At 42.5% G+C, this 22,233-nt stretch carries 17 protein-coding genes and 1 rRNA gene; 6 read left to right on the forward strand and 12 right to left on the reverse strand.

Annotated features, from left to right (window positions below):
* Positions 1-120: 120 nt before the first annotated feature.
* The 6 genes from parC to FTT74_RS10565 form a co-directional block, all read right to left on the reverse strand.
* On the reverse strand, positions 121-2,340 hold the full coding sequence (gene parC / locus FTT74_RS10540) for a DNA topoisomerase IV subunit A (protein WP_179989001.1): 2,220 nt from the start codon (positions 2,338-2,340) through the stop codon (positions 121-123).
* Positions 2,341-2,514: 174 nt separating this feature from the next.
* A complete protein-coding gene (locus tag FTT74_RS10545; protein WP_104852902.1) occupies positions 2,515-3,834 on the reverse strand; it encodes an MFS transporter in 1,320 nt (439 codons plus the stop codon).
* 156 nt (positions 3,835-3,990) lie between these two features.
* The gene (locus tag FTT74_RS10550) at positions 3,991-4,635 is read right to left on the reverse strand and encodes a trimeric intracellular cation channel family protein (protein WP_179989002.1); all 645 of its coding nucleotides are present in this window, start codon (positions 4,633-4,635) and stop codon (positions 3,991-3,993) included.
* 65 nt (positions 4,636-4,700) lie between these two features.
* Positions 4,701-5,168 carry a YchJ family protein gene (locus tag FTT74_RS10555; RefSeq protein ID WP_004975636.1) on the reverse strand — a complete coding sequence of 156 codons (468 nt, stop codon included), beginning with the start codon at positions 5,166-5,168 and terminating at the stop codon, positions 4,701-4,703.
* Between the two features lie 141 nt (positions 5,169-5,309).
* Positions 5,310-6,893 (reverse strand): TerC family protein, encoded by a 1,584-nt coding sequence (locus FTT74_RS10560; protein ID WP_004975629.1) that lies wholly within the window; start codon positions 6,891-6,893, stop codon positions 5,310-5,312.
* Complete coding sequence (locus FTT74_RS10565; RefSeq protein WP_180168149.1) at positions 6,890-7,102, reverse strand: hypothetical protein; 213 nt, start codon at positions 7,100-7,102, stop codon at positions 6,890-6,892. The genes FTT74_RS10560 and FTT74_RS10565 overlap by 4 nt, the downstream gene beginning before the upstream one ends.
* 124 nt (positions 7,103-7,226) lie before the next feature.
* Between FTT74_RS10565 and FTT74_RS10570 the strand changes: the two genes are divergently transcribed.
* Positions 7,227-7,847, forward strand: coding sequence for a TIGR00730 family Rossman fold protein (locus FTT74_RS10570; protein ID WP_096902251.1), 621 nt, complete (start codon positions 7,227-7,229; stop codon positions 7,845-7,847).
* 151 nt (positions 7,848-7,998) lie between these two features.
* On the opposite strand, the gene FTT74_RS10575 is transcribed toward FTT74_RS10570, so the two are convergent.
* Positions 7,999-9,885: a choice-of-anchor I family protein gene (locus tag FTT74_RS10575; protein ID WP_179989004.1), complete on the reverse strand. Its 1,887-nt coding sequence runs from the start codon at positions 9,883-9,885 to the stop codon at positions 7,999-8,001.
* A 183-nt stretch (positions 9,886-10,068) separates the two neighbouring features.
* Between FTT74_RS10575 and mdtD the strand changes: the two genes are divergently transcribed.
* The 5 genes from mdtD (at position 10,069) to FTT74_RS10600 (ending at position 15,311) form a co-directional block, all read left to right on the forward strand.
* Entirely contained in the window at positions 10,069-11,460 is a 1,392-nt protein-coding gene (gene mdtD / locus FTT74_RS10580; RefSeq protein ID WP_179989005.1) for a multidrug transporter subunit MdtD, read from the forward strand.
* A 79-nt stretch (positions 11,461-11,539) separates the two neighbouring features.
* Complete coding sequence (locus FTT74_RS10585) at positions 11,540-12,331, forward strand: GH25 family lysozyme (protein ID WP_373683482.1); 792 nt, start codon at positions 11,540-11,542, stop codon at positions 12,329-12,331.
* A gap of 34 nt (positions 12,332-12,365) precedes the next feature.
* A complete protein-coding gene (locus FTT74_RS10590; RefSeq protein WP_179989006.1) occupies positions 12,366-13,376 on the forward strand; it encodes an MBL fold metallo-hydrolase in 1,011 nt (336 codons plus the stop codon).
* A 45-nt stretch (positions 13,377-13,421) separates the two neighbouring features.
* A complete protein-coding gene (gene dinB / locus FTT74_RS10595) occupies positions 13,422-14,477 on the forward strand; it encodes a DNA polymerase IV (protein WP_154321163.1) in 1,056 nt (351 codons plus the stop codon).
* Positions 14,478-14,939: 462 nt separating this feature from the next.
* The gene (locus FTT74_RS10600; protein ID WP_104852890.1) at positions 14,940-15,311 is read left to right on the forward strand and encodes a RidA family protein; all 372 of its coding nucleotides are present in this window, start codon (positions 14,940-14,942) and stop codon (positions 15,309-15,311) included.
* 97 nt (positions 15,312-15,408) lie between these two features.
* Here the strand turns inward: FTT74_RS10600 and FTT74_RS10605 are convergent, their stop codons facing one another.
* The 5 genes from FTT74_RS10605 to rrf form a co-directional block, all read right to left on the reverse strand.
* Entirely contained in the window at positions 15,409-15,951 is a 543-nt protein-coding gene (locus FTT74_RS10605) for a DUF2726 domain-containing protein (protein ID WP_131261667.1), read from the reverse strand.
* A gap of 344 nt (positions 15,952-16,295) precedes the next feature.
* Positions 16,296-18,668, reverse strand: a complete 2,373-nt coding sequence (locus FTT74_RS10610; RefSeq protein WP_179989007.1) for a YgiQ family radical SAM protein — start codon at positions 18,666-18,668, stop codon at positions 16,296-16,298.
* Between the two features lie 194 nt (positions 18,669-18,862).
* On the reverse strand, positions 18,863-20,071 hold the full coding sequence (locus FTT74_RS10615; protein ID WP_131261665.1) for an MFS transporter: 1,209 nt from the start codon (positions 20,069-20,071) through the stop codon (positions 18,863-18,865).
* A 423-nt stretch (positions 20,072-20,494) separates the two neighbouring features.
* A complete protein-coding gene (locus tag FTT74_RS10620; RefSeq protein ID WP_096902259.1) occupies positions 20,495-21,844 on the reverse strand; it encodes an MFS transporter in 1,350 nt (449 codons plus the stop codon).
* 284 nt (positions 21,845-22,128) lie between these two features.
* Positions 22,129-22,233, reverse strand: a 5S ribosomal RNA gene (gene rrf, locus FTT74_RS10625); the annotation flags it as partial.

Below are 22,233 nucleotides of genomic sequence, written 5' to 3' on the forward strand. Positions count from 1 at the left end.
TAGTTTTAAACTGTTTTTCTCAATACAGGACGTCGTTGTTTGCTTGTTTATGTCCCGTATTGCATCCATTTTCACGAATACAAACCATATATAACGTATTTTGCTTAAAAAACGCTAGTATTATCTTTGAATTAACAGTTTATTTGCTTTTTGGTAACCGCGTGGTAAGAGCTGACCTTTCGTGCCGCGCTTCGCCACATACTTCAGCAAATCGTCACCTTTGAGTTTGAGTTGTTGCTGTCCTGCAAATACTTGAATTGCTTCATCTAAACTTAAAGGTAACATAGACACCAACTGATCTTTTTCCTCAAGTTGTATCAATTTATTACCTTTACCTTTATTCAAAATTGGCAATTCTGACAGCTCAATCACCAGTAAACGCCCTGCTGAACTGAGCAGTGCAACATGACTCGCGTGTTCAATCATTTGCAAGTTCATCACTGTCGATTGTTCGGGCAAAGACAGGAATGCTTTACCTGCTTTGGCATTGGTATCTAGCTGTTTGGCCTGTGTTTTAAAGCCGTAACCTTTACTGCTGGCTGCTAAAATTTCAGCTTCATCATCGGCAATCAGCAATTGTTTAAAGCCAACGCCACTGGCAGGGGCAAGTTTTGAACTTAATGGTTCTCCCAAGCCACGTGCCGAAGGCAAGCTATTAATTGGCAACGCATAACTGCGTCCCGTATCATCTAAAATATAAACGCGCTGATTAGACTTGCCTTGCGCATGACTGAGATATTGATCACCTGCACGGAAGTTTAGATTTTCCGCATCGACCTCATGCCCTTTGGCACAACGAATCCAGCCTGCTTCAGACAACACCACCGTTACAGGGTCGGCAGGTAGCATATCTTGTTCATTAATCGCAGTCGCTTCGGCACGCAATACAATTGGTGAACGACGATCATCACCAAATTTTTTCGCGTCTTCTTTCAACTCACTGATAATTAAGTTTTTCAATGATTCAGGATTCGCCAATTGTTCACGAATAATGGCAGCACGTGCTTCTAATTCTTCTTGTTCACGGCGAATTTCCATTTCTTCAAGCTTGGCTAAATGGCGTAGCTTTAACTCCAAAATGGCTTCGGCCTGAATTTCATCAATACCAAAATGCGCCATCAACTCGGCTTTAGGATGATCTTCTTCACGAATAATCCGAATCACGGTATCAATATCTAAATAGGCAATCAGCAAACCTGCCAAAATGTGCAGTCGCTTTTCGATTTTATTAAGATGATATTGCAAACGACGTGTGACGGTATTTTTTCGAATCTCAATCCATTCCAGCAAAATACGACGAATCGATTTCACCTGCGGACGACCATCTGCGCCAATCATGTTCATATTGACACGATAGCTCGATTCTAAATCGGTCGTGGCAAACAAGTGACTCATCACCGCTTCGGCATCAATACGGTTGGAACGCAGTACAATCACCAAACGGGTTGGGTTTTGATGGTCGGATTCATCACGCACATCGCTCACCAACGGCAGTTTTTTCGCCTGCATTTGATCGGCAATTTGGGTAATGATTTTTGAACCCGAAACCTGATACGGCAATTCGGTAATCACGATTTCATTTTTTTCGATGCTGTACACCGCACGCATACGGTAACTACCACGACCTGTACTTTGCATTTTCAGCAATTCTTCAGGTGGGGTAATAATTTCAGCTTTAGTCGGTAAATCTGGTGCAGGAATATATTCTGCGACTTTTTCATCGGTTAAATTTGGGTTGCGAATCAGGGCAATTGTGCCTTTCACCACTTCACGCAAGTTATGCGGTGGAATATCGGTCGCCATCCCCACGGCAATACCTGTGGTGCCGTTAAGCAAAATATTCGGTACACGCGCAGGCAAATTGACAGGTTCTTTTAATGAGCCATCAAAGTTATCTTGCCAATCACAAGTACCTTGCCCCAATTCCACCAAAAGTACTTCACTATATTGCGATAGTTTGGCTTCGGTATAACGCATGGCGGCAAAGGATTTAGGATCATCGGGTGACCCCCAGTTGCCCTGCCCTTCAATAAATGGGTAACGATAACTGAACGGCTGCGCCATCAACACCATAGCTTCATAACAAGCATAATCACCATGTGGATGGTATTTACCCAATACATCCCCTACGGTACGGGCCGATTTTTTCGGTTTGCCGCTGTGCTTGAGTCCAAGCTCACTCATGGCGTACACAATACGGCGTTGTACAGGTTTCAAACCATCGCTGATATGGGGTAATGCACGATCCATAATCACGTACATGGCATAGTTAAGGTATGCACGTTCAGTAAATTCTGCTACGGAACGGTTTTCTGTTGCATGATGCGCAAGGCTTGTCATAAAACCTGTCGTCCTAAATCATTTGTTTTTGTATCAATCGGCTTATGCTATGCCGCAGCAGCATCCTGCACAAGGGCTAGTAAGGATGCTCTGCGACAATTTGTGTCTTATGCCGTAAAAATATTCATTTTATAAAAAACAGCAATGCAAAATATACGATGGCTGGTGGTTATTTTACAAACCTATCGACTCTAAAGTTCTGCCTTTGGTTTCTTCACCCAACACTACAATCACCAAAGCAACGGCCAATAAAACCGCTGTAAACATCATAAAGACATAACTAAAGCCATTTTGCATGACCATCATGTGTGTGACCACCATTGGGGCGATAATACCGCCCATACGCCCAATCGCCGAGGCCCAACCTGAACCAAAAGCACGAATATTGGTTGGATATTGTTCAGGAGTATAAGTGTATAGCACACCCCATGCGCCCAAGTTGAAGAACGACATCAAACAACCCCAGAACATGATCATCGCTACACTGTCGGCCTGACCAAAGAAATAAGCCGATACGGCACACATGCCAATAAAACCAGCTAGTGTGGCTTTGCGCCCTAATTTTTCGACCAGCCAAGCAGCTGCAATATAACCGGGCAATTGCGCCAAAATCATGCCCAACACATATTCAAATGACTGTACGATGCTGTAGCCTTGCTGCACCAACAGACTAGGCAACCAAGTGAAAATGCCATAATAGGAATAGACAATGCCAAACCAAATCAGCCACAGCATTAAACTACGGCGTGCAAATGGCCCCGACCACAGTTGGGTAAAAGAGATATGCTGTTTAGCGGCAACAGGCTGAACTTCAATCTGTTCAATGACTTCTACCCCACATTGACGCTCAAACTTTTGTACCAGTGCATGTGCTTCGGCAATACGACCACGATTGATCAGATATGGGATAGATTCAGGGACTTTTTTCCAGATAACCAAGGCATATAAGGCAGGCAAACCACCGATTAAAAATGCTGTATGCCAATCAAATTTTGGAATCACAAAATAAGAAACCAATGCCGCACATAACCACCCCAAGCCCCAAAAACTTTCCAGCAATACAATAAAACGCCCACGCACATGCGCAGGAATGTATTCACTGACCAAAGTCACCGCTACGGGAAGCTGCCCGCCCAAACCTAAACCGACAATAAAGCGAAAGACCAGTAACCAAGTTAAATTCGGCGCAAAGGCACAAGCGGCAGTAGCTAGACTGTAAATCACCAAGGTGGTGGCAAATACAGTTTTACGTCCAATTTTATCGGCCAGACCACCTGAAAAGACTGCCCCAATGGCCATTCCGACAAAGCCAATTGACACCACCATGCCTTTTTCGGCAGGGGTCATGCTCCAGTCTTCTGCCATTTTTGCCAAAATAAAGGAGATCAGTCCTGTATCCATGGCATCAAACATCCAGCCCAGACCAATCACCACCAGTAGGCTATAGTGGAATTTTCCAATGGGTAGACGTTGCACACGCGAAACTAAATCCATAACACACTCTTTAAGTTGGCTAAAAGGATATGGGCTAAAACACAACTGCTGTTGTATTTTTATACTATGAATTGACAGGATGTGGATAGCATTAAAAAACCGATCTAGTGATCGGTTCGCTTCTATTTAGATATTCAATACAATTCTTATAACCAATTAGGTTTCATCTTTAGAGGATGCTGAATGTTCATCATCGTCCTGATAAATAAATTTAGGCATTTCTAAGCCAAAATAAATCGCAATCAAACGCAAGGTAAAACCAAAAATAAGTGTTGCGATCACAGTTAATTCAAGTGATAAACCGATTTTGATACACAACCAATAGCAAATCACGGACACAAAAGAAATACTGGCATATAGCTCACGGCGGAACACTAAAGGCACATCGTTACACAGAATATCACGCAGAATCCCGCCTGACACACCTGTTAAGACGCCTGCAACGGCAGACACCACAAAGCCATGCCCCATTTCCAAAGCAATTTGACAACCAATAATGGTAAAGCCAATTAAACCCAAGGCATCTAGTACCAAGAAAATTGAGCGTAGATGGCGCATCCATTTGGCAATCAGAATCGTGACAAAAGCGGCAATACAGGTCAGCACCAAATATTCAGGATGCTTCACCCAAGTTAAAGGATAGTGCCCCAACAAGACATCTCGTACCGAACCACCACCCAATGCAGTGACACAGGCAATCAGGGTAACCCCAAACCAGTCCATGCTGCGACGCCCTGCAGACAATGCGCCTGTCATCGCTTCTGCGGTAATCGCGATTAAGTAAATGACCAACAACAACATGGACTTGCCCTTCTTTCACTAGGCCAATAGATGCGCGTTATAATAAGCGAAAAACCAAGATAAAGTTATAAAAATTGCGCACAACATTGCTTAAATTTTTTACCCGAACCACAAATACACGGCTGTTTCATGGTCGGCTGTTGCCCTGTGGTCGGATCTAGAAAATACCAACGGGCCTGATGTTGCACAAAATGGGAAATTTCATGGTGAATTTGCGTCTGCTTGGCATCGTGGTAATGGGCTTTAAATTCAACTTGGGCATGGCTTTTATCTAGCTTTTCATTGCTATTCAGCACTTCGAGCTTTAACCATTGATTCGACTTGCTCCAATCTGCAATTGCGTCAACATCCAAACTTGCCTGTTGTCCTAGCGCAGTAGTTTGCACAATATAATCAATTTGTTGCAAGGCAAAAGCGCTATAGCGTGAACGCATGAGTTGGCTCGCGGTTTCTGCATGTGCCTGCCCCACGTGTAAAGGTTGGCAGCAGTATTGATAATCGCCTTGCCCGCACGGACATGCCAAGTGATGCATAGAAAATTCCAGAAATTTAAATCAATAATAGGGTCTGTTGACACTTCGTCTATATTTGCAATGGCAACAGACCCAAAACAGCCTGACAATGCAGGCTATTTTAGCGGAAGCACAAGACTGAAATGCAGTTTGGCGTTCAGTTTATGATGCGCTTGAAGATTCCTGCTGAATCAAATGCACTTTTTCAATTTTATGTCCATCCATGGTCACAATTTCAAAAACATAACCATCGGAAAGCAGCTTTTCACCGTTTTCAGGCAAACGCCCCAAATGGAATAAAATATAGCCTGATAAAGTTGAATATTGCTCGCTTTCATCCACCAAATCACGACCTAATAATAAAGATACGTGACGAATATCAATGGAACCATCTAGCAATAATGTGCCATCTTCCAAACTTTCAGCACTGGCTTCGAGTGCATCTTCATCTGGGAATTCACCTGCAATTGCTTCCAGAATATCAATGGGTGTGGCAACGCCTTCAATCGAGCCGTATTCGTTCAGCACAATCGCCATTTGCAGCGGTGCTTGACGCAATTGCTCCATCACCATCAAAACTTGGGCATTTTCATGCACAATCACGGGTTCACGCAAATGTGTTTCAAAGTCCAGTACACCTGTTTCAATGTATTGATTCATGACTTTATGGGTTAAGACAATGCCTGAGATATTGTCCAGTTCACCACGTGCCACAATCACTCGTGAATGGGTCATACTTAATAATTGGCTGCGAATTGAGGCATCATCTTCGTCTAAATCAATCCATTCCAGTTCAGGACGTGGCGTCATCACCGATTTTACAGGACGCTCAGATAAGCCCAACACTCCTTGTACCATCACGCTGTGATAGACGCCATTTTCAGCATCAAAGACTTCATCAGCAAAGGCGCGGGTAGCCAAAACATCTTCGTTGATATGACTGCTTTCTGTCGTATTTTGACTTTTGCCACCTAACATCCGCATCACAGCCGAAGCAGTACGGTAGCGTAAATCGGTGGTGGTCACGGTTTTTTCCTGATTTCTGCGGATGGTTTGGTTCAGGAATTCAATCATCACCGAGAAACCGATGGCGGCATATAAATAGCCTTTTGGAATGTGATAACCAAAACCTTCCACCACCAATGAGAAACCAATCATCATCAGGAAGCACAGGCATAGAATCACCACGGTAGGATGCTTATTGACAAAGTCCATGAGCGCTTTAGAGGCCCACAACATAATGCCAATGGCGATAATCACCGCAATCATCATGACCGATAAATGCTGCACCATGCCCACAGCGGTAATCACGCTGTCGAGTGAGAACACCGCATCTAGCACCACAATCTGCACAATCACCATCCAGAAAGTCGCGTGCACAGGGTTTTCTTCTTTTAGTGCTGGTTTGCCTTCAATGCGTTCGCGCAGTTCCATGGTGCCTTTAAACAACAGGAACACACCACCAAACAGTAAAATCAGGTCACGTCCAGAGAAAGGATGTTCAAAAATATGAAACAGTGGTTGGGTCAGAGTGACGACCCACGCGATAGAGGCGAGTAAAATCAGGCGCATCCCCAAGGCGAGAAGCAAGCCCACCACCCGTGCCGTATTGCGTTGTTCTGGCGGTAACTTTTCTGCCAAAATGGCAATAAACACCAAGTTATCAATGCCTAATACAATTTCGAGTACGATCAGGGTCAATAACCCAACCCACGCAGCGGGGTCAGACATCCATTCAAAGATCATGTGCTCTTCTCCTGAATATCATGGGTCAAACGTGCCACACGGCGATGACACTGAAAAGATAAGTTTGCTTGCTCTGGTTGGCACAGCATGTAATTTAAAAATATTCGTTCGGTGCGACTACTGCCACTGTCCATGACGATTCTATAGTTGTCAGACAAGCTTTGAGTATAGGAAAGTTTGCGCTCAGATTCATCCCCTTTTTGCGACATCATCCACGTCAATGCAGCACTTTCACAAATCTTTGCAAATTGAACACTGCATACTGACGGGTTTGTCATATTTGAGCACTAAGCTAGAGCCAACAAAAAGAACATGCTATGGTGAAGAAAATAAATGAATAGCGAATTAAGAATGACCCAATATATCAATAATCCATCTCCTCAAACCTCTCAACCTTTGGTGGCACTGTACTGTGGTTCGCGCTCTGGCAATAACCCGATTTATCAGGAAAAAGCAGTACAACTGGCAAGAAAACTGGCCGAGCAAGGCTTTGGTATGGTCTACGGCGGTGCGAGTATTGGATTAATGGGTTTGGTTGCCGACACCGTTGTGCAACATGGTGGGCAAGCGGTGGGAGTAATTCCTGAATTTATGCTGGATTATGAAATTGCCCACAGTAATTTAACCGAGTTACACGTAGTCAAAAGCATGCATGAGCGTAAAGCGATGATGGCAGATCGCGCCAGTGCTTTTGTGGCGTTGCCAGGCGGCTTGGGTACTTTTGAAGAGATTTTGGAAATTGCCACTTGGGGGCAATTGAATCAGCACCAAAAACCGATGATTTTATATAATGTAAATGGCTTTTATGATGCGCTGATTCAGCAGTTAGATCATGCGGTGCACGAAGGTTTTTTACCACCACAGCACCGCGCTAAACTGATCGTGTGTAACCACTCCCATAAAATTATTAATGCCTTGAAGAATTTGGATTCTCCACGTCATTTTGTGGGTTGAACTTTTTTAGCTACATGAAATAGCAATAAAAATGAAAGTGAAAGCGAGTCGGTGACTCGCTTTTTTTAATTCACTGTTCATTGGTTTTTACAGCACAAAAAAGAGAACACCAAAGTGCCCTCTTTAATAGATTTCTAATTTTGCAATGCTGTTAGTTAAGCTTGATTTGGTAGACGGCAGTAGTTCCACTGACTTCATTACCCACAACTAACAGTGGCTTGCCGTTAGGCGAGTCTTTGGCTGCAATAAAGATCAAACCTTCGGGACCGAGATTTGAATTTTCAACGGTAACCTCATTACCTTCTGCATCGAAAGATGTACGGGTTTCACCAAACTTACGATCATTAAAATACTCAACAAAAGATGCTTGTGTCGGTTGGGTAATGTCGTACACCATAATGCCACCCATACGCTCCAACCCAATAAAGGCAAAAGTTTTTTGACCAATTTTACCTAAAGCAATGCCTTCAGGCTCAGGGCCTTTATTGTCACTACGATCATCTATACTTAATTTTTCATGATTGGTATTAAAGTATTCTGGAAATAATTCAGCAGCTTTACGTTCAAAGTCATTTTTTGAGTCCCAAACAATTTTTTTGGTTTTAGGATCTACAATACTGAACGAGCGGCCACCATAAGCATATAGTTTGTCATAGGTCATGAAACCATCGCTGTCTAGCACAGGCTCACCATTTGTATCTTTCTTGTAACCTTGCGTCCAAGTAATCGTCAAACGACCCAATTGTGAATCTTTAATTAAATTATCTGCACAAACTTCATTGGCATCTGTAGTGGTACATGCTTTAAATACGTTTGAATCAAGCTTTGCGCCTTTAACCCCTGACTTTAATAGACGTAAATGCGCTGCATAATCGCCATTGGTACTGAAGCCTTTATTATTGAATAAGTGTTTAACACGAATTTCTTCTGCATAACCCTGAGTTATTTCATCCGTACCAAAATATAAGTCTTCATCAACCAACCATTCACGCGCATCACCTTCATTGGCAGTGACCAAGTAGCTTTGTCCATTGGCTTGATATTGCGCAATTGCATCTGGCATATACATGCCATATAAGCCTGGCCAAGCTTGAATATTAATCATCCCCTCATTTTTAGCACAGGCTGTAATCGTTTTACCGTTATAGTCTTGCTTACCAACAACACAATCACGATCACCTGCATCTAAAGCATTTGCAGCTAAGCCAAAGTTTTTATAACCCAATGGGAAAATATCGACCACTTGGTCTTGAATCAAATCAATTACAGCAATAGCATTGTTTTCTTGTAGACTTGCCCAAGCAGTTTTACCATCGTCACTCACCGCAATATATTCAGGCTCTAAATCTTGTGCGACAGTCGCATTTGGCCCAAAAATACGCACGCCCGCATCAAGCAATTCCTGCTTACGTGTATTCCATGCCTGAAAATCTGCAGTTTTTACAGTAGGCTTGTTGATGTCAGTTAGATTAATAATACTGATTGAACCTTCTGGATCAATCTTATAACCTTCATTTGGCTCACCTTCATTGGCAACCAAGACTTTTTTGCCATCTGGAGTAAAAGTCAACATATCAGGCAATGCACCGACTTCAACTTTGCTGATAAAGCTCAGGTCTTTGGCTTTAAAAAATGCCACGATGCCTTTATCAGTTTTAGGTGTTGCCTGAACAGCTAAAGCGACAATACCTTGATGTACCGCAACACTATTGACTTCAGAATTCGCCAAATGAGTCTTGGCATCCAAGCTGTTCAGCTTAACAGGTGCACTTGGGTTGCTTAAATCCAGTACATCGACCACGCCATTTTTCGCATTGACTACAAATAAACGTTTACTTTCAGCATCATAAGCAGAAATTTCCGCAGCACTCGCACCAAAAACTTGTGCATCGTATTCCCCTAAACGCTCCAAACTAATTGTTGTAGGTGTTGCTTCAACAACTTCTTCTTTTACAGGAATAGGATCATTATTATCATTACATCCCACCATCCCCACAGACAATAAAGCCAACATTAATGCAGAAATTTGCGTTTTCATAAATTACTCATCATTTTTCTAAATGCACCCAACTTACAAACTCAAAGTGAATAATCGGTGACAAATAGATGACAATTTCATTGCATTTCCTTGAATTTTCAAACACTTTTCATGTTTTTATAGATGCAGTCCGCTAGATTGCAAAATGGTTTAAACTAGACCAAATGTCCATTTTGCCGAGTTATGAACCAAACACCGACCCATCAAGCCCTGCATCCTGAATACCGTCTTTTGGTATTTCTGGTTTCAATTGGCTTTTTTATGCAGGCGCTCGACACCACCATTGTGAATACAGCAATCCCTGCAATGGCGAATAGCCTGCAGGAAGACCCGCTGCGGATGCACAGTGTTGTGGTGGCGTATGTGCTCTCGGTGGCAGCGTGTATTCCATTAAGTGGATGGTTGGCAGATCGTTTTGGGGTACGCAATACCTATTTTGCAGCGATTATCATTTTTACCCTTGCCTCTTTGGGTTGTGCTGCAGCAGCGAGTCTGAATGAATTACTGTTTTATCGGGTGATTCAAGGTATTGGTGGCGCATTGCTCTTGCCTGTCGGGCGCTTGGCGATGTTAAAAATTATTCCACGCACCCAGTTTTTATCTGCCATGAGCCTGATGAGTCTGGCAGGGTTGATTGGCCCCTTAATTGGCCCAACGCTGGGTGGCTGGTTGGTCGAAGTCGCCACGTGGCACTGGATTTTCCTGATCAATATTCCTATGGGCATCTTGGGCTGTTGGATTTGTATCAAAGCCATGCCAAATGTGACTGAAACTGAAGTTAAAAACTTTGATTTTCTCGGGTTTATCCTATTAGTTGTGGCGATGGCGGGCTTATCTTTAGGCATCGAAAATTTTGCCAACCCACAACATAATCTGCTTTGGAATTTAGCGTTAATCTTGGCTGGCGGTATTGCCGCAGCATGCTATGCCCGCCATGCCCATACTCATCAAAATGCCTTATTTCGCAGCGATTTATTTAAAAATCGCTTATATGCCATTGGTATTTTAGGTAACTTTTTTGCCCGCTTCGGGGGCAATGCCATGCCTTTTATCATGCCAATCATGCTACAGGTGGCTTTTGGTTTTGAACCGTTTCTCACGGGTTTGATGATGATTCCGACTGTGCTCGGTTCTTTGGTATCTAAACCAATTATTCGGCCTTTAATTCAACGTTTTGGCTATCGGCAGTTTTTACTGACCAATACGTTATTGGTCGGGGCGTGTATTGCTAGTTTTGCGCTGACCACTGCTGAAACTGCGACTTGGTTACGTGCCTTGCATTTTTTTATATTTGGGGTGCTTAATTCATTGCAGTTTGTGGGTATGAATACCTTTACACTCAAAGATTTACCTCAACAAGATGCCAGCAGCGGCAATAGTTTTTTATCCATGATTATGATGCTGTCGATGAGTATTGGCGTGGCATTGGCAGGTACTTTGGTGAATATGTTTAGTGCCTATTACGGCGCAGGACAGTTAGTCAGTGCCTTTCATGCCACTTTAATTTGTTTGGGTGTATTAAATATTTTGGCATTTTTAGTGTTTTGGAATATCCCCAAACACACGGCTGTTTAAAACGCCATTACCGAAAGCGCATGGTGCTACACCGCACTGCACGTTATGATATGACTTTGCTCCGCGAAGCTTTTTCAACATGCGCAAACCGTCCAATCAAGCTAAAAACTCAGCTTTTACACCGCACTATCGTATGACCATTGCGATGCTTGGCAGTGCTGTTTTGGCGGTTTTATTGTATTTGGGTGTGTTGCGCCAACAACCTGCGGCAACCGAAGAATATCCGATTCAAGGATTTGACGTGTCACATCATCAAGGCGATGTTCAGTGGCATAAAATTTCCCCACAAAAATATGCCTTTGTCTATTTAAAAGCCACCGAAGGGGGCGATTTTAAAGACCGTAAATTTCAGGATAACTGGCTCAAAGCCCGTGAACATGGCTTTTTGGTCGGCGCCTATCATTTTTATCGCTTATGCCGTGATGGAGCAATTCAGGCAGAAAACTTTATTGCGACTGTTCCAAAAAAATCCGACAGTTTGCCACCTGTAATTGACTTGGAGTATGACAGCAACTGCATCAATACCTATACCAAAGAACAGTTACTGCGCGAAATTCAAATCATGCATGATGCGCTATATCAACATTATGAAAAACAACCGATTTTTTATGTATCTAAAGCCTTTTACAATATGGTATTAACTGAAAGCTTTAAGCAAACACCACTTTGGGTCAGAGAATATCAGGGTAAACCACAACTGGCAGGTCAGCCAAAATGGTTATTTTGGCAACATACCAATCAGGGTCAAATAAAAGGTATTCACAGCCCTGTTGACCTGAATGTTTTTTATGGCAATAGCAAACAATGGCAGCGTTTTTTAACAGACAACGCGATTCAACCCACAAGACTTGAACTGAGCCAGAAAAAATAACAAGATAGCCGCATCACAATAAAAAAGTACCGTCATGAAAATTATGAAAGGGCTGCTTTGGGCTGCTCTTACGCTCAGCATTTGTGCAGGATTCGCACTGTTTTACCTATTACACCCCGCAGGCAAACTAGAACAATTTTCCGCATGGCAATATCCAGTAAAAACCACAAATGCCAACTTAAAAGTACATTATTTTGGCGTATCTACCCTGTTGTTTGATGATGGTGAAAACCAAATTCTGATTGATGGATTTTTTAGTCGCCCCTCTCTTGCACAAGTCATGTGGAACAAGTTAGACAGCCAACCAGCCTTATTGTACAAGTTGATTCAACAGCATCAATTACAACGCACACGTGCGATTTTGATCACCCATTCGCATTATGATCACACGCTAGATTTGCCATTTTTGGCGCAGCAACTCAAACACAGTCAAATCATCGGTTCAGAAAGTAGTTTGAACATTGCCCGTGGTGCTGCCATTCCTGAATCTCGATTAAGCCTTGTCAATCCTGCCCAACCAATACAGATTGGAAAGTTTAAGATTACGGCTATTCCATCACAGCATACCCCTGCCACCGCTGTGAATAATGATTTAGGTGAACAAATTCAACAACCATTGTCCTTACCTGCCCGTTTTTATGAATTTAAAGAAGGCGGCAGTTTTGATTATTACATTCAGCATCCTGAACAGAACATTTTAGTCAAAGCCAGTACAGGCGCGATTTCTAAACAATTACAACACTTGCAGGTAGATACTTTATTTTTAGGGATTGCACAGCTCTCTAAACAATCGGTTGCTTTTCAACAGCATTATTTAGATGAAACTGTGGGAACGTTGCGCCCTCGTGTCGTGATTCCAATTCATTGGGATAATTTTTTCCAGCCTTTAGCGCGCCCTTTAGAGTTTTTGCCCCGCATTGCCGACCATAGCCCACGGAGTTTACAGCGTTTGATCGACTATGCAGAACAGCAATCGACACAGGTGATTTTGCTGAATAGCAACACGCCTTATCCGCTTGCTCCGATGCTACAACCGACTTCCTAAACATGCGATACTGTTGAAATCTAAACGCTTCATCTAGTTTGTGCCATGCGGAAAATCATTCATATTGATATGGATGCCTTTTATGCCTCTGTTGAGCTGCGCAGTCGTCCTGAATTGCAGCATTTACCTGTGGTGATTGCTTCGCATCATCCTCGTGCTGTGATTGCCGCGGCATCCTATCCTGCGCGTGAGTTTGGTTTACGTTCTGCCATGTCGATGGCACAAGCCCGCAAACGCTGCCCGCAGGTGGTGGTACTCGAACCCAATTTTGCACTCTATCGTGAGGTTTCCACACAAATTCATCAGATTTTTCAGCGTTATACACCACTTATTGAACCCTTGTCTTTAGATGAAGCTTATTTAGATGTCACCGAAAATTTACAAGGTATTCCAAGCGCAACTGAAGTCGCAATGCGGATTCGGGCAGATATTTTTCAAAGTACAGGTTTAACGGCCTCGGCAGGTGTCGCACCGAATAAATTTTTAGCCAAAATTGCTTCGGACTGGCATAAACCCAATGGCATTTGCGTGATTAAACCCAGTCAAGTGCAGCAGTTTATTCAGGACTTACCCTTAAAGAAAATTCCAGGCGTAGGTAAAGTCACGCAGGAAAAATTAAAAAGCTTGAATTTAAATACCTTAGGCGATTTGCAACACATTGAAGAAAACCTGTTGATTCATCATTTTGGCAAATATGGAAAACGCCTGTTTTTATTTGCCCAAGGGATTGATGAACGTCCTGTGCAGGCAGAACGTGAGCGCCAGCAAATTTCCAAAGAAATCACCTTTGATGATGACTTAAACTTAGCCGAATGTGCAGCTTACTGGTCTAGCTTGATTGATCAGGTTTGGCATAGTTTAGTGAAAAAACAATATGTTGCACGTGGCGTATCGGCCAAATTGAAACTCAAAAATTTTCAGGTCTTACAACATAGCAAAAGTTTTAAACAGCCACTTGAGAGCAAAAACGATCTTGAAAAAGTCCTGCAACTTTTGCTTCACGAAATGCATATTCCCGCACAGGATCAATTCCGTTTAATTGGGGTCGGTCTGTATCAACTCAGCTCTGCCGATGAACAAGCACAACTGTCTTTACTGTAAATATCACGACTCGTAAATATCACGGATTTTAAAGCGGTAAACTTCCCGCTCTACATAAAACATACCTAGCCAATACTTGCCGATGAATACTAAAGCTATTTTTGTATAAATTTCAGCCAAAAGAATAAAAATAAGACAATTTACCCTTCACAGTTGTGCTTTTTAGAGTAATCTATGCGCGCGATGTATTTATCCGTACATACGCTGAGATGTCAAAAATCACCATTACTTTTGGCATACTTGTCCTGTGATTGGCGTGACGATCAAATCCGAAGATTACAGGACAACTCTGCGCTTGGCACTTCGCCGCTTTGATACACCGTCTCTCTTTTCCTCGTATTTTCCATTCAACTACTTTTTATTTTAAGTAGACTGCTGCCTGCATATTTTCCACGTGCTTGCCTGCCTCTATAATACCTCACGCTTTTTATACCCAATCGCTTGGCGCGAGGATCACACCCAATGGCTGTTCAACGTCTACATATCCAAAAACGTTATTCTGAAATTGCAATTTCGGGAAATTTAGTCCATTTGGCAGGGCAACTGGCAGAAGACACACAACAAGATATTGAGGGGCAAACCCAACAAACACTTGCCCTGATTGATCGTTTATTGGCAGATGCGGGTACAGATAAAAGCCACATCATGTCGGTAATGATTTTTCTAAAAGACATTGAGCGCGATTATGCCGCAATGAATCAAGTTTGGGATGCTTGGGTGGCAGATATACAAACTTTACCGCGTACCTGCGTAGAAGCCAAGTTATATCATCCTGACGTTTTAGTTGAGATGACTGTGGTTGCAGTCAAACCTGAAGAGCAACCCAACGTATAACAGATGTGATTGGATCAGGAACATACCCAAAAAAATCAGCATGTCATGGCGACATGCTGATTCATGTTGTCTATCTAGTGATTTTAGCGGCAAGCGTTTAGCCTAATACCTTCACTTTATGGCGTACAGAATGCGCTAAAAAATCATACTTCTTTAAGGCAGTATCCAAATCATCTAAATCTGCATAAGATGACGATGACTGCCCAAAAGCTTCGCGTAATTCGTGATATTCAGGCACATCTTCATAACGCAGCACTTTATAACCCGCCAAACGCAGCAATTCATCTTGGTATTGTGCATTGCGGCTACGTTTCAACATCAACAAATCATCTAAAGCCACAATTGCAACAACTTGATGATTGGCATCCAACACCACAAAATCGGCAATCATATTGCGGTATTTATGTCGAGTACGTGAAAATTTCGTGGTCAGCAAGGCATCAAAAGACACATGCGCCAAGATGATATGTTGAGGTAAAATTTCCTGCAAACGTGTATACGTCAGCTGTTCATTTAAGTTAAAAATTGCACGTTGCTTTAGTGCACTGTCCTGAGGTTTTTCTCTATTTTCCAAGCCCTTAACCGCCATCAAGAGAAAGAAAATCAGTATCAAAACCCCAATCAAAATATAAATGGTCATTATTCAATCCTTAAAATCATTTTTATAGTTGTTTCGGCTTCATGCCGATTTTTTCATCAAATCAGTATATAACACGCTTTTATATTTAAACGTTCCATTTAAGAAACTACATGAAACATTGACAAAACCATCATAGAAACAGAAATTTTGTTTCACAAGCCCGCCTTTTGTCTAAGTGCTGTAGCATCTAAGCGTGTTTTTATCATTAGATACGAATACTGTATAGCATGCAAAAAAATAACAAAGCAATGCTTAACAGATTCGATTGTCGGACAATTCCGATGAAATGAAAAGCAAACAAAAAAGGCGCTGCAGCGCCTTTTGATGGATCTTAACTTCAAGTACTAAGCTTTCGATTTTGGCTTAGATTTTTTGTGTGAAAATGGACGTTTTTCACCTGTTTCACGTGGCGGCAAACCTGTGTGCTGAGTCAATATCTGCCCTTTCTTCGGACGATTACTGTTCTGAGCACGATTACCACTTTGCCCCGTACGTTTTTGTGAATCACCCGCGACAGTCGAGTTTTTCTTACGTGCCGTTTGATACTGTCCATCTGTGCCTTGCGGCTGATAGGTTGGAATCAGGTGCTGTTTAGAGTTTCCGATTAAATCTGCACGTCCCATTTCTTTTAAGGCTTCACGCAACAACGGCCAGTTGTTTGGATCATGGTAACGTAAGAAAGCTTTATGCAAACGACGACGTTTTTCGCCTTTGACAATATCCACATTTTCGGTATAACGCGCCACTTTGGCCAGTGGGTTTTTACCTGTGTAATACATGGTCGAAGCGGTCGCCATTGGCGATGGATAGAAAGTCTGTACCTGATCGGCACGGAAACCATTCTTTTTCAGCCACAACGCCAAATTCATCATGTCGTAATCGGTCGTTCCTGGGTGCGCGGCAATAAAGTACGGAATTAAATATTGCTCTTTGCCCGCCTCTTTACTGAAACGATCAAACATTTGTTTAAAACGGTCATACGTACCAATACCTGGTTTCATCATCTTAGATAATGGGCCTTTTTCGGTATGCTCAGGTGCAATTTTTAAATAACCGCCCACATGATGCGTCACCAATTCACGTACATATTCAGGGTTCAACACTGCCAAGTCATAACGTAAACCTGAACCAATCAGAATTTTTTTAATACCTTTCAGTTCACGCGCTTTACGATATAACTGGGTTAAAGGTGCATGATCGGTATGTAAGTTTTGACATACGCCCGGGAATACACAAGAGGGTTTACGACAATTCTTTTCAATTTCAGGGTCTTTACAATGCAAACGGTACATATTTGCAGTCGGGCCACCCAAGTCTGAAATAATGCCAGTAAAGCCAGGCGCAGTATCCCGAATTTTTTCCACTTCACGCAAAATGGATTCTTCAGAACGGTTTTGGATAATTCGTCCTTCGTGTTCGGTAATCGAACAGAAAGTACAGCCACCAAAACAACCACGCATGATATTGACCGAAAACTTGATCATATCAAAAGCAGGGAAACGTGCATTGCCATAAGATGGATGCGGCAAACGTGCATACGGTAAATCGAATACATAGTCCATTTCTTCCGTAGTCAACGGAATAGGCGGTGCATTCAACCACACATCACGTTCACCATGCTTTTGCACCAAAGCACGCGCATTGCCCGGGTTAGTTTCTAAATGCAAAATACGGTTAGCATGCGCATACAGCACAGGATCATTCGCCACTTCCTCAAAAGAAGGCAAACGAATCACTGCCAATTCACGTGGGGGTAATTTGTGTTTAATTGCTTTTGAAGCAGGCTGCAATTGCACAATCTGGGTATCTGCATCTAGCTGATCACCTTCACGAACAATTGGATTGCTGACTACATCTTTCTGGAAATTTTGATATTGCGCGAGGTTGTTGCCCTTATCTTTTTCAATCTCACAACCGTCTAAATCTTCGGTCATCACATAAGGGTTGATGATTGGATCGACACGGCCCACGCTATCTACATCATTAGATGCAATTTCAACAAATTTGGATTTAGACGCACGGTTATGTTTATTGATAATAAATGCTGTACCACGTACATCTGTAATTTCGTGGATTTTTTCACCTTTGGCCAAACGGTGCATCACTTCAATAATCGAACGCTCGCCATTGCCGTACATCAATAAGTCGGCTTTAGAATCCATTAAAATCGAGCGACGAACTTTATCCGACCAATAATCATAATGTGCAATACGACGCAACGAGCCTTCAATCCCGCCAAGTAAAACAGGCACATCTGGAAAGGCTTCACGACAACGCTGACAGTACACCGTAGCTGCACGGTCAGGACGTTTATTCGGCTGATTGTCTGGCGAATAAGCATCATCAGAACGGATTTTACGGTCTGCGGTATAGCGGTTGATCATCGAGTCCATATTGCCTGCGGTGACGCCCCAAGCGATGGTCGGCCTCCCTAAAACCCGAAAAGATTCCACATTGGTCCAGTCTGGCTGGGCGATGATCCCGACACGAAAGCCCTGCGCCTCAAGCACACGACCAATCACGCCCGATACAAAAGAGGGATGATCAATATAAGCATCACCACAAACTAGAATAAAATCGCAGGCATCCCAACCGAGCTGATCCATTTCTTCGCGTGACATCGGCAAAAATGGCGCAGGCTCAAAACATGACGCCCAATATTTGTCATAATCAAACAACGCTTTGGGTGCGGTCTGAGCAGTATAAGCAGTAGACATGGCTTGCAATTCTCGGCTGGGAAGTGGAAGATCAAAAGTCGATCAAAGATGAAAGCCGACTATTTTAGCATGAATTCCATTCATCTTGCTTGATTAAAAAACACACAAAATCAGCAAACTATTTTTATATCCTAAGTTGGTATCTGAATAAGAAAAGCATAAAGGGATAAGCCTAAAGCAATAATCCTGAATGCTTATCGCAGCGCTGTTGGTTTAATCTTTAAACGCCACGCACCATAAAGCGCCACACCCAAGACTGCAGTCATCACCCATGTCAGACCAGACCAGCCCCATTGTTCCCAAATCAGACCGCTACCACTACCGAGCAAACTCGAACCCATGTAGTAACTAAATAAATATAATGATGATCCCACTGCACGATACTGCAGTGCTTGAATCGACACCCAACTACTGGCAGTAGAATGTGCGGCAAAAAAAGCAAAGGTAAATAGCACCAATGCAGCCAATACGACGGCTAAATGTGCAATCGACATCAACCATAATGCGATCAACATTAGGACAATCACCATAGGCAACACACGTTCACGTCCAATACGATTGCCCCAGCTTGCCGCACGCGGTGAACTATAAATACCCGCCAAATAGGCAATTGAAATCACCCCAATCCAAACTTGGGAAAGCTCAAATGGTTTAGCTAGTAAATAATAGCTGATGTAATTGAAAACACTGACGAAACAGCCCATCAGCAAAAAGCCCTGTAAAAACAGGATTCTTAATTTACGGTCTGCCAAATTGGCAACAAAAGCATCTCTAAACCGCGAGAAGCGAATCGGATACGCTGTAAAATTTTTCGATGCAGGAAGTAACATATAAAAGGTGATTGCAATTAGTAAATTCAAACCACCAATAATTAGGGTTGCCGCTTGCCAAGATATAAAATCGACCAAGACCCCAGCAATTAAACGTCCACCCATGCCACCAATGGCCGTACCCGAAATATACAGCCCCATAGCAAAACCAATATCTTGCTGTCGAATTTCTTCACCAATATAGGTCATGGCGACCGCAGCTACACCACTCACAGCAATGCCAATAAAAATTCGTGTGGTTAAAAAGAATGACCAGATTGGAAGTAAGGCACTCAGAATTAATAAAATGGCAGCTAAAAATAAAGCCAAAACCATAATAGGTTTACGCCCAAAACGATCTGAAATAAAACCTGTGAAAAGCAAACCTATCGCCAAAGCCACAGTAGAAAATGACAGCGGGAAACTACTTTGGGTTGGTGTAACCGTAAAAAAATCGGCCAAAATTGGCATCATCGGTTGCACACAGTACAAGGTCGAAAAAGAAGCGAAACCCGCTAGAAACAACGAAAAAAGAATGGCTTTAAACGGCTTAGTACCATACTGAACATGAGATGCTGCAGCTAAATCAGACATATTTACTCCAATCACGCAATCAGTATACGCCTGTTTATGGACAAAAATAAGCTCGGTATTTTATCGTTTGCTCAAAAACAGCGTCAGTATCATTCATCACTTTGTCAGTTTTTGCTTACATGCACTGAAGCAAAATGAGGCTAGGCAGTATTTTGAGCTTACGGTATTCTTTAAAGCATAAGGAGACAGGATGTTTCCCAAACAGAAAACAACAATAATAGGTTTGAGCACCAGGATCGTGAGGTACGACAGGAGTTATACCTAAACACGAAATACAAAGAAACCCCGTCAGGATGATGGGGTTTCTTTTTATCTGTGTCTTGAGTATATAACTTTATCTATCATCACTTTCTATTTACACACCCCATAATCAAAAAGTCCCCAAACAAGGTTGAGGACTTTTGAACTTAGCACATTACAAGTTTAAGCTTTGGCAGCAACTGCTTTGCCTGCTTTAATTTGCTCAGCTTCATCTTCACTCATAATCAAGGCAACCGCAATTGCAGTGATCAACACTGGCAAACCTACTGCCATAAAGTTGAAGTGTGCAGGTAAATTCATACCCAATAAGCCGCCAATTAAAATTGGACCCACAATCGCACCCATACGACCAATGGCAGATGACCAGCCAATACCTGTTGAGCGTACCGCAAGTGGGTAATATTGTGCCACATAGCTATACAACAACATTTGTGAACCAATAGATGCTGCACCCGCCAAGAATACTAAGATGTAAAGCAAGAATTGATTAGATTGGAAGCCCATGAGGCTCATCACCAATGCACCCATGATTCCCAAGAACATCAATACAGGTTTTAAGTGGAAACGGTCTGCTAAAATACCACCACCCACGATACCAACGACTGCACCTACGTTCATCACCATCATGAACATTAAGCTGTTGTCCATAGAATAGCCTGCCGCCATCATCAGTTTTGGCAACCAGCTGCTGAGTGCATACATGGTTAATAGACAAGTAAAGAACGCTAACCAGAACAATAAAGTATTCACTGCACGACCGCGTTTGAACAAGCTCACCACGTTAGCAGCTTCAGGCACACCAACCTGATACAATTCAAAAGTGGTGTCTTCGGTAATTTTTAAATCTGGTGCTAAACGCGCTACGATTGGACGGGCTTGATCTTGCTTATTTTCTTTGACAATAAAGGTTAAAGATTCTGGCAAGAATTTCCAAATCACAGGCAATAAAAACAATGGGATACCCGCAATAAAGAACATGATTTCCCAGCCAAAACTTGGGGTAAACCATGAGCCAAGTAAGGCTGCCATTACACCACCTACAGCATAACCACTAAACATAGTAGTCACTAAGGTGCTACGCATGGTTTTAGGTGCATATTCAGAAGTTAAGGCCACAAGGTTTGGCATTACACCACCAATGCCTAAACCCGCTAAGAAACGTAAAATTGCAAACTCAGTTGGATTAGAAGCAAAGCCACCTGCAAAGGTTAAACCACTAAACAGAACGATACAGATCATGATGACTTTCTTACGACCAATTTTATCGGCCAAAGAACCAAAAATCATCGCACCAAACATCATACCTGCCAATGCAGTACTCGCGAGCATCCCCGCCTGAACAGCACTCAAGCCCCACTCATCCATCAATAAGGGTAAAACGACCCCATTAATTGCCAAGTCATAGCCATCAAATAAAATGATCAGTAGACACCATGCCACGACATTGAAATGAAATGGTTTGAATTTTGCGTGATCGATGACATCATTCACGTTAATTGCTTGATGTGCCATTCCTCACCTCCTGTGAGTTTGTGTTTCAGTAAGCTTGAATAGCAATTTTTACAGTGAAGACTTTCATTTTTATCAGTCATCCATGTCCACTTTTGCCATTCAAGTAGATTGTGTAACTTTCACACAAAACACAAAAAATAAAAATTCAACATTAGTCTAAAACATTTTATTAATTATGGGTTTATTGTTATTTTAAACACAATAAAATGTGATTATTCTTCTTAATATTTTCTTTTCCACATAAAAAAACACCCCCAACGCTAGTTGAGGGTGTTCGAATAATGAGCTGGCGATGACTTACTCTCACATGGGTAACCCCACACTACCATCAGCGCGAAGAGGTTTCACTTCTGAGTTCGGGAAGGGATCAGGTGGTTCACTCTTGCTAT

Source organism: Acinetobacter sp. YH01007, assembly GCF_013420425.1.
Taxonomy (GTDB): Bacteria; Pseudomonadota; Gammaproteobacteria; order Pseudomonadales; family Moraxellaceae; genus Acinetobacter; species Acinetobacter towneri.

Bases quoted from the DNA above. Each gene is read 5' to 3' on its own strand.
- parC (WP_179989001.1), bottom strand. From the start codon at position 2,340: ATGACAAGCCTTGCGCATCATGCAACAGAAAACCGTTCCGTAGCAGAA.
- FTT74_RS10545 (WP_104852902.1), bottom strand. From the start codon at position 3,834: ATGGATTTAGTTTCGCGTGTGCAACGTCTACCCATTGGAAAATTCCAC.
- FTT74_RS10550 (WP_179989002.1), bottom strand. From the start codon at position 4,635: ATGTTGTTGTTGGTCATTTACTTAATCGCGATTACCGCAGAAGCGATG.
- FTT74_RS10555 (WP_004975636.1), bottom strand. From the start codon at position 5,168: ATGCATCACTTGGCATGTCCGTGCGGGCAAGGCGATTATCAATACTGC.
- FTT74_RS10560 (WP_004975629.1), bottom strand. From the start codon at position 6,893: ATGATCTTTGAATGGATGTCTGACCCCGCTGCGTGGGTTGGGTTATTG.
- FTT74_RS10565 (WP_180168149.1), bottom strand. From the start codon at position 7,102: ATGTCGCAAAAAGGGGATGAATCTGAGCGCAAACTTTCCTATACTCAA.
- FTT74_RS10570 (WP_096902251.1), top strand. From the start codon at position 7,227: ATGAATAGCGAATTAAGAATGACCCAATATATCAATAATCCATCTCCT.
- FTT74_RS10575 (WP_179989004.1), bottom strand. From the start codon at position 9,885: ATGAAAACGCAAATTTCTGCATTAATGTTGGCTTTATTGTCTGTGGGG.
- mdtD (WP_179989005.1), top strand. From the start codon at position 10,069: ATGAACCAAACACCGACCCATCAAGCCCTGCATCCTGAATACCGTCTT.
- FTT74_RS10585 (WP_373683482.1), top strand. From the start codon at position 11,540: ATGCGCAAACCGTCCAATCAAGCTAAAAACTCAGCTTTTACACCGCAC.
- FTT74_RS10590 (WP_179989006.1), top strand. From the start codon at position 12,366: ATGAAAATTATGAAAGGGCTGCTTTGGGCTGCTCTTACGCTCAGCATT.
- dinB (WP_154321163.1), top strand. From the start codon at position 13,422: ATGCGGAAAATCATTCATATTGATATGGATGCCTTTTATGCCTCTGTT.
- FTT74_RS10600 (WP_104852890.1), top strand. From the start codon at position 14,940: ATGGCTGTTCAACGTCTACATATCCAAAAACGTTATTCTGAAATTGCA.
- FTT74_RS10605 (WP_131261667.1), bottom strand. From the start codon at position 15,951: ATGACCATTTATATTTTGATTGGGGTTTTGATACTGATTTTCTTTCTC.
- FTT74_RS10610 (WP_179989007.1), bottom strand. From the start codon at position 18,668: ATGTCTACTGCTTATACTGCTCAGACCGCACCCAAAGCGTTGTTTGAT.
- FTT74_RS10615 (WP_131261665.1), bottom strand. From the start codon at position 20,071: ATGTCTGATTTAGCTGCAGCATCTCATGTTCAGTATGGTACTAAGCCG.
- FTT74_RS10620 (WP_096902259.1), bottom strand. From the start codon at position 21,844: ATGGCACATCAAGCAATTAACGTGAATGATGTCATCGATCACGCAAAA.